Origin of the sequence: Crassaminicella indica (assembly GCF_019203185.1) — a bacterium.
Taxonomy (GTDB): Bacteria; Bacillota; Clostridia; order Peptostreptococcales; family Thermotaleaceae; genus Crassaminicella; species Crassaminicella indica.
In genome coordinates, this window is sequence record NZ_CP078093.1 from 204,008 (window position 1) to 217,265 (window position 13,258).

At 29.3% G+C, this 13,258-nt stretch carries 12 protein-coding genes; 6 read left to right on the top strand and 6 right to left on the bottom strand.

Features of this window, described 5'->3' with window-relative positions; translation table 11 throughout:
• Positions 1 to 218: 218 nt before the first annotated feature.
• The gene (locus KVH43_RS01140; protein WP_218283105.1) at positions 219 to 1,193 is read right to left on the bottom strand and encodes a helix-turn-helix domain-containing protein; all 975 of its coding nucleotides are present in this window, start codon (positions 1,191 to 1,193) and stop codon (positions 219 to 221) included.
• A 581-nt stretch (positions 1,194 to 1,774) separates the two neighbouring features.
• Between KVH43_RS01140 and KVH43_RS01145 the strand changes: the two genes are divergently transcribed.
• The 3 genes from KVH43_RS01145 (at position 1,775) to KVH43_RS01155 (ending at position 5,081) form a co-directional block, all read left to right on the top strand.
• Positions 1,775 to 3,250 carry a Na+/H+ antiporter NhaC family protein gene (locus KVH43_RS01145; RefSeq protein WP_218283106.1) on the top strand — a complete coding sequence of 492 codons (1,476 nt, stop codon included), beginning with the start codon at positions 1,775 to 1,777 and terminating at the stop codon, positions 3,248 to 3,250.
• Between the two features lie 267 nt (positions 3,251 to 3,517).
• A complete protein-coding gene (locus KVH43_RS01150; protein ID WP_218283107.1) occupies positions 3,518 to 4,690 on the top strand; it encodes a cation:proton antiporter in 1,173 nt (390 codons plus the stop codon).
• 19 nt (positions 4,691 to 4,709) lie between these two features.
• Positions 4,710 to 5,081, top strand: a complete 372-nt coding sequence (locus tag KVH43_RS01155; protein WP_218283108.1) for a P-II family nitrogen regulator — start codon at positions 4,710 to 4,712, stop codon at positions 5,079 to 5,081.
• 64 nt (positions 5,082 to 5,145) lie between these two features.
• On the opposite strand, the gene safA is transcribed toward KVH43_RS01155, so the two are convergent.
• A complete protein-coding gene (gene safA / locus KVH43_RS01160) occupies positions 5,146 to 5,775 on the bottom strand; it encodes a SafA/ExsA family spore coat assembly protein (protein ID WP_218283109.1) in 630 nt (209 codons plus the stop codon).
• 72 nt (positions 5,776 to 5,847) lie between these two features.
• Entirely contained in the window at positions 5,848 to 6,090 is a 243-nt protein-coding gene (locus KVH43_RS01165; RefSeq protein WP_218283110.1) for a hypothetical protein, read from the bottom strand.
• Between the two features lie 186 nt (positions 6,091 to 6,276).
• Here KVH43_RS01165 and KVH43_RS01170 point away from each other — a divergent pair, with 186 nt between their 5' ends.
• Both KVH43_RS01170 and KVH43_RS01175 read left to right on the top strand, forming a co-directional pair.
• Positions 6,277 to 6,909, top strand: coding sequence for an NUDIX hydrolase (locus KVH43_RS01170; RefSeq protein WP_218283111.1), 633 nt, complete (start codon positions 6,277 to 6,279; stop codon positions 6,907 to 6,909).
• A 113-nt stretch (positions 6,910 to 7,022) separates the two neighbouring features.
• Positions 7,023 to 8,482, top strand: a protein-coding gene (locus KVH43_RS01175) for an IS1182 family transposase (RefSeq protein ID WP_420829625.1) whose coding sequence is annotated in 2 segments (ribosomal slippage) — positions 7,023 to 7,605 and positions 7,605 to 8,482 — 1,461 coding nt in all. Because the reading frame shifts where the segments join, the coding sequence is not laid out codon by codon here.
• Positions 8,483 to 8,519: 37 nt separating this feature from the next.
• On the opposite strand, the gene KVH43_RS01180 is transcribed toward KVH43_RS01175, so the two are convergent.
• Positions 8,520 to 9,356 carry a CvfB family protein gene (locus KVH43_RS01180; protein WP_218283112.1) on the bottom strand — a complete coding sequence of 279 codons (837 nt, stop codon included), beginning with the start codon at positions 9,354 to 9,356 and terminating at the stop codon, positions 8,520 to 8,522.
• Between the two features lie 112 nt (positions 9,357 to 9,468).
• Complete coding sequence (locus tag KVH43_RS01185) at positions 9,469 to 9,798, bottom strand: DUF4870 domain-containing protein (protein WP_218283113.1); 330 nt, start codon at positions 9,796 to 9,798, stop codon at positions 9,469 to 9,471.
• Positions 9,799 to 10,116: 318 nt separating this feature from the next.
• On the opposite strand from KVH43_RS01185, the gene KVH43_RS01190 reads away from it, so the two are divergent.
• Entirely contained in the window at positions 10,117 to 10,839 is a 723-nt protein-coding gene (locus tag KVH43_RS01190) for an HAD family hydrolase (protein WP_218283114.1), read from the top strand.
• A 160-nt stretch (positions 10,840 to 10,999) separates the two neighbouring features.
• Here the strand turns inward: KVH43_RS01190 and KVH43_RS01195 are convergent, their stop codons facing one another.
• Entirely contained in the window at positions 11,000 to 13,072 is a 2,073-nt protein-coding gene (locus tag KVH43_RS01195; RefSeq protein WP_218283115.1) for a sigma 54-interacting transcriptional regulator, read from the bottom strand.
• Between the last annotated feature and the right edge of the window lie 186 nt (positions 13,073 to 13,258).

Below are 13,258 nucleotides of genomic sequence, written 5' to 3' on the forward strand. Positions count from 1 at the left end.
AATCCCTACTTTTTTATATATCTTTATATTTCCATCGATGAATTTCTCCTTTCTTTTGTATTATTTTTATCAAATGATTTCCTATAAAGATTATAGTTGATAACGATTATCATTTTCTACTCCAAAGCAAATAAAAAATGCTCCAAAAATAAAAATCTATTTTTATTTAGAGCATTTCTCATATCCTTATTCAATTTTTAAAATATAATCCAATCTGATTATTTTGATTTTCTGTATTTTAAAGGTGTTATCCCATTATATCTTTTAAATACATTTGCAAATTTACTTGGATTTTCATAGCCTATTTCATTAGCAATCTCTAAAATTGATAGATTAGTATTTTTTAATAAATATTTTGCTTTTCGTATTTTTGCTTTTTTTATATATCCATAGACCGTATCTCCTGTAATATCTTTAAACCATTTTTGTAATTTGTAAATACTTGTATTTAATTTGATTGCTAATTCTTTAACAGAAGGTGTATTTTGAATATTTTCATTGATGATTTCTTTCGCCTTAGTGATTCTTTGTATTTCTTTATTTTTAATATTTTTTAAATTTTTCTTTGATTTTTCTTCAAGAAAAGTAGATAAAAACTCAATAGCTTTTAATTTTAATTTTATATATCCCATCATATTATTACTAGAAATTTCATCTATCTCTTGTGCTATTTTTCTTAAATCATAGCTAGCTTTTTCAACAATTAATATATTTTCATTAAATATATTATTGATATTTTCTTGCCAGTCTCTTATAATCCTGTCTTCCCAAATAGAATTTACAGCATTTTTGATAATATTAAAATTCATATGAATAGATATAGTTTTACAATTTCTATATTCAAATTTAAAACGCTCCAATTCATTCAATGCTTTATAAATAAAAATATCTCCCTCTTTAAATGCATATTTTTTATAATCCGGTAAGGATAAAATTTTTGTATCTCCACTATAACAATATCCTACTTCTAAAATGTCCTCATGGGGCACTCTATCAAAATCCATTTCCATTTTTGAGATATTAAATCCTGATATTTCTAATCCCTTCTCTATTTTTACTCTAAAAAAACTTCCTTCTCCCAATTGGTCTTTAATAAAATATTTTTTGCCTAATAATTCATCTAATGTTTTAGCACAGTATTTATTTTCTATATATTTATAATAATCATCTATTATATTTTTCTTAATTATCATTTTTATCTACCCCTCTTAAACAATCTTTATTCATAAAATTACTGATTCATTAATCTAACTAAAAATCATTTTCAGGGAACAATATACTGTATGATTTCACGTTTAGAATAGCACAACAATATCCAAAAAACAATCAAAGTGCTACTTCCCCTGTTTTATATGTCTTTCTAGTATTGCTCCTAAATATTTTTTAAAAAATTCGTTATATATAATATGAAAACCATAGAATTTTGTTTATTTATTTCATTGTTTTTAATTTTTAAAATATTAAGTTTTATTAAATTTTATTAACATTTGCAAACCTTTTCCTATTTTTATTAGCTTTTATTTTAGTATAAATAAAGTAATTGCAAGGCTTATAAGCATTAAATTTGGAAGATTCATTAAAATTTTCTGAATAGTCTGTTTTTAACAGATATTTTCAAATAGATGTTATACTAATATTGTTAAAAGCTTATCATACACAAACCTTTCACATTACCTATTTAATAGGAAGGGGGCCTTGCAATCAAGGAAATCTAAATTGTAATTGTAGTTTCATCCTTTAAAAAGCAAAATATAAACTTAGAGGAGGATTTTTAATGGGATTTTTAATGGGATTTGCAAAACTTTCACCTGTTTTTGTAATGGCAGGACTTATGATTTCTGGTATGGATGCATTATTAGCAGCACCATTAGCTACCGTATATGCAGCAATCATTGCAGTTATCACCGAAAAGCTTAAATTCAATGAAATTGTTGATTGTGCTGTTGAAAATGTTAAAGAGATGCAGCTTGTATTCTTTATTCTTATGTTAGCTTATGCTATGGCTGAAGCTTTCATGGCTACTGGTGTAGGTGCATCTATTATCAACATGGCACTTAGTCTAGGTATGACTGCAAAAACAGTAGCTGTTACAGGCTTTATAGTTACTGCTATTTTATCTGTTGCTACAGGTACTTCCTGGGGAACATTTGCAGCATGTGCGCCAATCTTTTTATGGTTAAATCATATCGTTGGTGGACATATATTACTTACAACTGCTGCAATCGCTGGTGGAGCTTGTTTTGGAGACAATATCGGACTTATTTCAGATACTACGGTAGTTAGTTCTGGTATTCAAAAGGTTGAAGTTATTCATAGAATCAGACATCAAGGTGTTTGGTCTATATTATGTCTTGTAATCACTGCAGCAATTATATTTGGTTTAAGTATGGGATTACCTAATACAACTGCAAACGCTTCTGATGCAATCAGCCAAATTTCTCCTGATGTTATGGACTATTTAGCTAATAAGAAACCAGCAGCTGTTACTCTATTGAACCAAGTAAAAGAAGGCGTACCATATTATATGATTATTCCATTATTAATCGTATTAGTTGTAGCTGTTAAAGGCTTGCCAACTCTTGCTTGTTTAGGATTAGGTATTATTTCATCCTTAGTATTAGGTCTTGTTGCAGGTACTGTTGAAAATGTTAGTAGCTTCTTAGATTTAGTATATACTGGTTTTGAAGGTGCTGGATCATGGGTTATCGTTATGATGATGTGGGTTGCTGCTTTTGGTGGAATCATGGGAAGAATCAAAGCATTTGCTCCAATCTCTAACTTAATCTCAAGCATCGTTTCAAATGTAAGACAACTTATGTTTGCAAATGGTTTACTTTCTATTCTTGGAAATGCAGCTTTATCTGATGAAATGGCTCAAATCGTTACAATCGGACCAATCATCAAATCTTTAACAGATGAGAATGTAGAGGCTAGCGAAGAAGATATGTACAAGCTTCGTCTAAGAAATGCAACTTTCGGAGATGCACTAGGTGTATTTGGTTCGCAGCTTATTCCATGGCACGTGTATATGGGATTCTATGTAGCTATTGCTTCAGCAGTATATCCACTACATGAATTTGTTGCAATAGAAATTATCAAACACAATGTAATGGCTATGGTTGCTGTAGGATCTATCTTACTTCTAACATTAACTGGTCTAGATAGATTTATACCTCTATTCGGACTACCATCTGAACCACAAGTAAAACTAAAAAAACATAATAAGAAAACTATAAAAGAAACAGCATAAGAAAAGTACCCAATCCAGGGTACTTTTTTATATTATTCATTAAAAAACTTTTTACTGATGAAAGATGAAGGAATTTATCGTGTTACTATATACAGCATACAAAAACTTAAATAACCATAAAATTTGACAAAAAATAAAGTATTCTTCACATAAATAGAATTTTACTTATTAGATTATTAGGAATAATATATAAGTTAGGCGTAAAAACTTATAGTATTATTTATACTATATACTGCTGTAAAAATAAAACAAGTGAGGTGTTAACTTATGAATCCATTTATCAGTTTAGGTATTGCACTTATTGTAGGTATTTTGTTTGGAAAGCTTATGAACAGATTCAAAGTTCCAGCTGTTGCTGGATATATCATAGCAGGTCTTATTTTGGGAACCTCTGGCTTTAATATCGTTAACAGCGAGATGATAGAAAAATTATCTTTTCTAAGCGACTTTGCTTTAGGAATAATTGCTTTTAACATAGGTAGTGAACTTCAAATATCAGTTATTAAAAAATTAGGCAAATCTATATTTGTCATTGCAACCTGTGAAGCTTTATCAGCATTTTTATTTGTAACTGCTATTACCTATTTACTAACTAAAAATATATCTACTGCTTTAATTTTAGGAGCTGTATCTTCTGCTACTGCTCCAGCAGCAACTGTAATGGTTTTAAAGGAATACAATGCAAAAGGTCCCCTAACAAGTACTTTACTTGGTGTTGTAGCAATAGACGATGCTATTTGTTTAATGATTTATGCTATCGCTTCTTCAGTAGCAAAGGTGTTCATCAAGCATGAAACTGTCACTCTTTATAAAATATTAATACATCCTATTATGGAAATTGTATCATCTATTCTAGTTGGTTTAGTACTTGGTATTATATTAACATATCTAGTAAAGATTTCAAAAAAAGAAGGAGAACTACTTCCCTTTATTACAGGAATGATTATACTTCTTGTTGGAATAGCTACTAAATTTCATTTATCTCCACTGCTTTGTGCAATGGCTTTAGGAATAGTTATTGCAAATATATCTTCTAACAATAGAAGAGCTTTCTCAAGCGTTGAAAGCTTTTCATCACCAATTATTGCAGCCTTTTTTACGTTAGCAGGTTCAAGACTTGACATATCTTTACTTCCTCATATAGGAATTATTGGTGTTTGCTATTTGATATTTAGAATCATAGGAAAAGTATTAGGTGCTTCTATTGGAGGAATAATTGCTGATTCTCCTAAAGTAGTAAAAAAATATATTGGCTTTGGCTTATTGTCTCAAGTCGGTGTGGCTGTAGGACTTGCGATTGTTGTAAATCGAGAGTTTTCAAACTCAGAGCTAGGTTCTTTAGTCATAACTATTCTTTTAGCAACAACAATTATTACAGAAATAGTTGGTCCATTAGCTACAAAAAGTGCTATAATAAAAGCAAAAGAAGCTCATTTATAATTTTAAGGAGGGAAATGCCATGTATGCCCTATTTCTTATATTAAACGAAACAGAAAAATTAGATCAAATTCACAATATATTTTATGAGGTAGGTGTAGGTGCAACCACCATTGATAGTGTAGGTATGGGAAAGGTTCTATTAGAGCATCACATAGATGTACCCATATTTTCAAGTATTCGAAAACTTGTAGAAGGAAATAAACCATATAATAAAACTATTATAAGTGTTATTAGAGAAGAAGATAAGCTTAGGAAAACAATCGATCTAATTAATGAAGAATTAAATCATATCAACAAGCCCGGTGTAGGATTTATGTTCGTCTTACCAGTATTAGAATGTTACGGTTCAAAGCATAGTGGATCTAAAATCAAACAAATAAACAAAGGTTAAACTGAATTGCACAATTTATAATAAAGCTAAAAATATTAAGCATGCCTTAGCATGCTTAATATTTTTAATAATTTCTAGATTTTATAAACATTTGAGTCCAATAGCTAGTTCCCTTTTCATCTTTTGCATAACCAATACCGATTTCTGTATAATTTGGACTTAAAATATTTTTTCTGTGTCCTGGCGAATTCATCCAAGCCATCATTACTTCTTTTGGAGTTTTTTGTCCCTTTGCAATATTTTCTCCTGCATAAGAATAACTAAGGCCAAAATTTTTAATCATTTCAAAAGGTGTTCCATAAATTGGCGAAGTATGTGAAAAATATCCCTGCTCTTTCATATCTCTAGACTTATACCTCGCAATCCTTGATAACTCCCAATTTTCTTTTAATGGTTTTAATCCCATTTTTTCTCTTTCTGCATTGACTAATCTTATAACTTCCTTTTCAAAAGTTCTCTCTGCTTCTACATCCGGAATATTTATCTTTATTCCTGGATAAATAATATTTGGATTCTTTAACTGCTTATTTTCATAAATCAATTCTGAAAATCCAACCTCATACCTTTGTGCTATTTTCCAAAGAGTATCTCCTGGTAAAACTGTATGCACTTTACTTACAGCTTGAGCATTTAACGAACCTGCTCCTGTAAATAGTAGCAAACCTATAGCCATACCAGTTAGAAATTTTTTCATATCCTCATCCCTCCTTATATATAAGTATACTGAATTTCGGGAAGAATGGGAAATATCAAAATTTGCCTTTTATTATGCCTGCATATGATTTACTTTTACGCCTTCGAGTCCATTTAATTGATCCATCATATTCTGTATTCTGCCCATATCAGCTCTTAAATTTAATGTAATCAAGCCATTATTCACTTCCTCTGGATCATGTATACCAAATCTTCCTACAATAATATCTCCATTTTTTGTTAGAATCTCCTGCATACGAGGAGCAGAATCTTTTCTATGATCTACTCGTATACTCATAACACTTAAATGATCCATATTTACCCCTCCTATCATTTTTCTTTAAGTATTTTAGACAAGATCATAAAATTATATACCTATTAAAGTAGTTTTTAATTTGCGTAAATTATCGTATACTATTATTATAATGAGTTTACATTTTTTCAAGCTAGATTGCTATTGTTAAACTCTAACATAAACTTCATAATAGGATAGGTGATTATAATGAATTTTCCTGCAATTCAAGAATTTTTTCAAAATAGACAAGCTAAGCCTGAAGGAAATTATGAAAGATTTTCTGTTTTAGTACCTATAGTTAAAGTTAAAGATCAACTTGAACTTTTATTTGAAATTCGTTCAGATCATTTAAAGGTACAGCCAAAAGAAATATGTTTTCCTGGAGGAAAAATAGAAAAAAACGAATCTGAAAAAATGTGCGCTATCAGAGAAACTTGTGAAGAATTAAATATTTCATCAGATCATATAAAAATCTTTGGTTCTTTAGATTTTTTAGTCTTACCTTATAATATAATACTATATCCTTTTTTAGGAAGTATCTCATCAATAGATCCTAAAAAAATTCAATTTAATAAAGACGAAGTATCAGAAGTTTTTACCGTTCCAATAGATTTTTTTATGGAAAATGAACCCCAAAAACACTTTATATACCTTAACGCACATATTCCTGAAACTTTTCCATTTCATATGATTCCAAGTGGGAAAAATTATAATTGGAGAACAGGAAAATATCCCGTTCTATTTTATAAATATAAAGAATATGTCATATGGGGTATGACAGCAAGAATTATTAAAAATTTTGTTGATATTATAAAAAGCAAAAAATCATCTCTTAGATGATCAGACTGTTGACAAAGTATAAAAAAGCGAGAATTCTTTTTTTTCAAAAAGGATTTTCGCTTTTTATGTAGAATAAATATATATAGAATAATTTCCCGAAGGGACTGATTGTATTGTTAACTAAGAATAATGGATACCAAAATAGAATTGAAACTGTTATGATTGAGAACCTAGTTTCTGAAGATCATTTGCTTAGAAAAATCAATAAATATATTAACTTTTCATTTATATATGATTTAGTAGAAGATAAGTATTGTTTAGATAATGGAAGACCATCTATTGATCCAGTTGTTTTATTTAAGATGATGTTTATTGGATATCTTTATGGTATTCGCTCCGAAAGGAGATTAATGGAAGAAATCAAATATAATATTGCTTATAGATGGTTTTTAGGTTATGGAATTACTGATGAGATTCCTCATCATTCTACTATTAGTCAAAATAGAAGACGTAGATTTACAGGTACTGATATATTTGAAAAAATTTTTTCAAATATAGTGAAACAAGCAATAGATAATAATTTGGTATTGGGTAAAATACTATACACTGATTCTACTCATCTTAAAGCTAATGCTAATAAAAATAAGTATGAAGAAAAATATATTAAAGTTGAAGTAAAAGAATATGTTGATGATTTAGAAAATGCAATTAATGAAGATAGAATAAATCATGGTAAAAAACCTCTAAAAAAAAAGAACATGAGCCAGAAATAAAGAGAATTAAATCTAGCATTACAGATCCTGACAGTGGTTTTATGCATAGAGATAGAAAACCCAAAGGTTTCTTCTATCTAGAACACAGAACGGTGGATGCAGAGAATAACATTATTACAGGTGTTAATGTTACTCCTGGTAATATTAATGATGCAACACCTTATCTTCAAATATTAGATGAACAAATTGAAAAATATGGTTTTGAGGTGAAATTTGTAGGACTTGATGCTGGATATTTTACTGCTCCAATTTGTAAAGGTTTAAATGATAGAAATATACAGGGTGCTATAGGTTACAGACTTGGACCACATAAAAAAGGAAAGTTTACAAAAAATAGATTTCAATATGTTGATGAATGGGATGTTATAATGTGCCCAAATCTTTATCCAATGCATTATAAAACTACTACCCGTCAGGGTTATAGGGAATATATCAGTGATAAAAATAATTGCTCTGAGTGTCCATATAAAGAAAAATGCTTATATGATGGTAATGAAACTAGAACAATTAGACTCCATGTATGGGAAAAATATAAAGATAAAGTTAAAAGGTTTACTATGTACGATCAGTTAGGGAAGCGGATTTACAAGAGAAGAAAAGAAACCGTTGAGCGAAGCTTTGCAGATGCTAAACAACTGCATGGGCTTCGCTATGCCCGCTTTCGCGGAATTGAGAAAGTCAAAGAACAATGTCTTATGACAGCAGCAGTACAAAATATGAAAAAGATAGCGATGATACTATCATCTCTATCTTTTAATTCTTTTTTGAATGATTATTCTCATAAAATATTAAGCTACGCTTATTTTATATTTAAAAAAGACAAACCACTGAAATTTTTCAATGGTTTGTCAGCAACCTGATCATCTCTTAGATGATCTTTTGCTTTTATTTACTAACCTATTTTAATCGCAAGCCCTCTTTAGTCTGTTCGATCTTTTTTTCCTTTAATAGTCTTCCCACTGCACGTTTAAAAGCAGATTTACTCATTTTGAGATGATACTTTATTTGTTCAGGACTGCTTTTATCATTTAAAGGAAGCAATCCTCCTCTTTCTTTTATCTCTTCTAAAATCATTTCAGAATCTATATGCATCTGCTTATATGCAATCTTTCTTGTAGATAAATTGAGCTTTCCATCTTCCCTAATTTCAGTGATTCTTGCTTCTATTTCATCGCCATTTCTTATATCATAAAAAATTTCGTTTCTAGGAATAAGACCTATGTATTGACAATCTACTGCTACAAAGGCTCCTATATCCCTTTTGATCAAATACACAATTCCTTTTACACGATTCCCCTTCTGATAAGGTCCATGTGTTTTTAAATATTTCTCAATATCTGTAGTAGCACAGATTCTTCCACTTTTATCTACATAAACAAAAACCAAATATCTTCTACCTGTCTGCACCTTATATTTTTGTTCCTTAAAAGGTAAAAACAAATCCTTTTCCAATCCCCAATCTAAAAAAGCTCCAATTTTTGTAGTTTGAACCACCTTCAAATAAGCTAATTGACCTACCTCAGCTAATGGTTTTTTTCTTGTTGCAATCAAACGATCCTTTGAATCTCTATAAATAAATACTTCCAAAAGCTCCCCTTCCTTTACATCTGAAGGAAGCTGATTATTCGGTAGAAGAATATAATCCTTTGGATCATTTGTACCTCCATCTAAATAAACTCCCATAGGTACCTTTTTTACAATTTTTAGTTGTTGAAACTTACCGATACTTACCATGTTGTTTCCACCTTTGCTTTTATTTTTAACGAGAATTCTTTTTATCAAAAAGAATTCTCGCTTATTTTTTCTGCAATATAAATCTCAAACAATATATTTTATGGTTTTTGTTCTACAAATTCTTCCTAATAAAACTTCCTGTGATAGGATAAGAATAATCTATTCCCTTACATGATCTTATGGTTGCAATAACAGGAAGAATAAATGCTGCAAACCAAACAACAAGCAAAAAAGGTATTCCAATCAATATAATACTTAAAAATCCAAAAATAGCACCTAAAATCATCATTCCAATTTGAAATGCTAATGCTTCTTTCGCTTGATTTTTAACAAACATATCAGCAGTTAATAACATAATTATTAATGGAGCAATAATTGGAAATCCTACTATCCAACCTAAATGCGCTGCACCACATAATAGTTTTTGTTCTGTTGTAAGCATAATACATACCTCCTTATTTTATAGTTGATTAAATTTAGTTTTTAACATATAATACCTCTAAAATCATTTTTATATTATAAAAATAAAATTATACTTTGAGCTTATATTATACCATAATATATACATACGCTAAAATATTTTTACGAATATAATATATATAAACAACATCAACATAAAAAAGAAATATATAAATTTTGAAGGTTTAGTATTTTTTCATGTAATGAAGTTTAGTTTTTTCAAAAGTTATTTGGAATGAACTATATTTTGTATTTCGCTTTGAATTTGTTTATCTATAATATTATAAAGGAGGTAATAATAATGACTATTGCTGCTTTTTTTGACATCGATGGTACCTTATATCGAAATTCTTTAATGATTGAACATTTTAAAAAGCTTGTAAAATATGAAGTGCTCGATCCAGCTTTATGGCATAGCCATGCAAAAAAAACCTATAATAATTGGGATAAAAGACAAGGAAATTATGATGATTATCTTTTAGAAATCGCTCAAATTTATATTGATTCTATGAAAGGCTTAAATCAAAAGCAAATGGATTTCATTGCTAATCAAGTAATTCAGCTCAAAGGAGATCGTGTATACCGATATACACGCCAACGCATTCACTGGCATAAAGAACAAGGTCATAAAGTAATATTTATTTCTGGCAGTCCATCGTACTTAGTAGAAAAAATGGCAAACAAATACAATGTCATAGATTTTAAAGGAACAGAATATCTTACAGATGAAAATGATAATTATACAGGTGAAATTATACAAATGTGGGACTCAGAAAATAAGCAAAAGGCAATGCTTTCCTTTAAGAAAAAATATAACATTGATATGGAACATAGTTACGCATATGGAGATACAAATGGAGATTTTTCAATGTTTCAAATGGTAGGTTATCCTATTGCTATCAATCCTACAAAAGAGCTTTTACAAAATATCAAAGCCAATGAAGAAATAAAAAATAAGATCCAGATTATTGTAGAAAGAAAGGATGTAATATACAAGCTAAATGCAGATATTGAGATTTATTAAATAAATGATTTTTCAAAAAAAAAATTTGGGCACCCTTTAGTGCCCATTTCCATAGCAATTTTTGAACCTGAAAGAAAAGAGTTATTCTTAATGTATATTCATTCTACAATTGTTTTATTTCTCCTTCTTCATTTTTAAAATTTTATAAATGTCTAACAATCTATTCAATACCATATTTCCACATCTTCTCGTAAAGACTTGATCTACTAATATTAAGAATTTGTGCAGCCTTTGTTCTATTTCCATTGACTCTTTTTAAACAATCTAGTATTGCTTCCTTCTCCACTTCTTCTAGTATACTTTTTAAATCTTTATCCCCTCTTGTCTTCATACTTACCTCTATTTTTCTTATATGCATTGGTAAATGATTTACTTGTATTTCTTTTCCATAATCAACTAAATTTATCGCTCTTTCTAAAACGTTTTCTAGCTCTCTCACATTTCCTGGCCAATCATAATTTTTCAAGTAATTTACTGCCTCTGTAGAAATCTTCGTTACATAATTTCCAACTTGTTGAGATATTTTTTTAAGCAAATATTTTATCAATGGCTCCAAATCATCAATGCGCTCTCGAAGGGCTGGTATATAAATGCTCATCACATTTAATCGATAATATAAATCTTCTCGAAATTCTCCTTTTTCTACCATTTCCTCAAGGTTTCTATTCGTTGCAGCAATAATTCTTACATCTAAAGGAATATTCTTTGTTCCTCCTACTCTTTCAACTTCTTTTTCTTGTAGGACTCTCAATAATTTAGCCTGCATATTTTGAGGCATATCACCAATCTCATCAAGAAAAATACTTCCCCCATTTGCTAATTCAAATTTTCCTATTTTTCCTCCTCGTTTTGCACCTGTAAAAGCACCTTCTTCATATCCAAACAGCTCAGATTCTAAAAGCTCAGCTGGTATTGCTGCACAATTTACCTTTATAAAAGGCCCCATCGCTCGATTGCTAGCAGCATGAATTGCATGAGCAAATAATTCCTTCCCTGTTCCACTCTCACCGCGAATCAATACATTAGAATTTGTATGAGTAGCTTTTTCAGCTAAATATTTTGTCTCTTTTAATTTATCACTTACCCCAATAATATTCTCAAAGCTATATTTTGTTCCACTAACTTCCTTTAGTGCATCTTTATAATATTCAAGTTCATGCTTTATTTGATTAATCTTAGAAGCCAAAACATTTACTTCCTGTACATCCTTAAACATAATCTTTCCAATAGCCCCTACTACTTTACCTTCTTTGTATATTGGTGTTCTCATTACAACAATATTTTTTCCTCTTACCTTTTGCAGTTCCCCAATTTCTTCTTTTCCTGTCTTTACAACAATATGAAGTCTTGTTGTATCTATTATCTCCGTAGCATGTCTTCCTATAATATCTCTTTTATTTACTCCTAAAAATTTAGCATAAGGTTCATTAATCATTGTAATATATCCTTTTTCATTTACAACAATAATCCCCTCATAAGCATTATCAATAATAGTTCTTAAAATTTCAGAAGCATTTTTCTCATGCTCTAACTCCTCTGTCACTCTTTTTAAATCAGTAATATCTTGAAATATCGCTACAGCTCCTACAATTTCATTATCTTTAATAATAGGTGTTCTATTGATTATCAATGTTCTATTGTTGAAAACTTCTCTTTTTCCTAACTCTCTTTGTCCAGTTTTTAATACCTCTGGAAGTCTAGTATTGTCTAATATCTGGCGTACAGAATTCCCTACAGCATTTTCTGCCTTAGGTCCTAATATTCTTTCTGCTGAATGATTATATACAATAATATCTTCATTCTTATTAATTGCAATAATTCCATTGTATGTAGAATCTAGTATTGCATTAAACTCATTTGCTAGATACTGCTGACTATGAAAATAATCTTTTATAATCTTATCCTTTTGAATAAATCCTTTAAATCTTTCTTGATCATCTACTACAACAATATGTTGATCAATAATTGGAAAAACTGCTTCGATATTATCATTTTCCTTGATTGCTACAAATTTATCCTTTATTAGTTCATCAATGCTGCCAAATGAAAGTTCGTGATCTAATATCAGATTGTATAAATTATTTTTAGAAACAATATTTTTAACATGATAATTTTCGTCTACAATAGGAATAAATTCTAAAAAATGATCTTTTAATAAAAGAATAACATCTTCCGCTTTGCTGTCTTCTTTAATAGATAGTGTACAATATATTGTATAGTCCTTTACTTTCATTGGCCTTTCCTCCTCAACACTCCAAGAATACTCATTAACACACCTATTATATCACAACTTTATATTTTTTTTGTATGAATAAATGAACACAGCATGAAATATATTGACAATCATTCTCATTTCTTGTATAATTATAATCAATAAAAGTAGTTATCGTATTGTTTTCATGATAATGATTTTCATTTT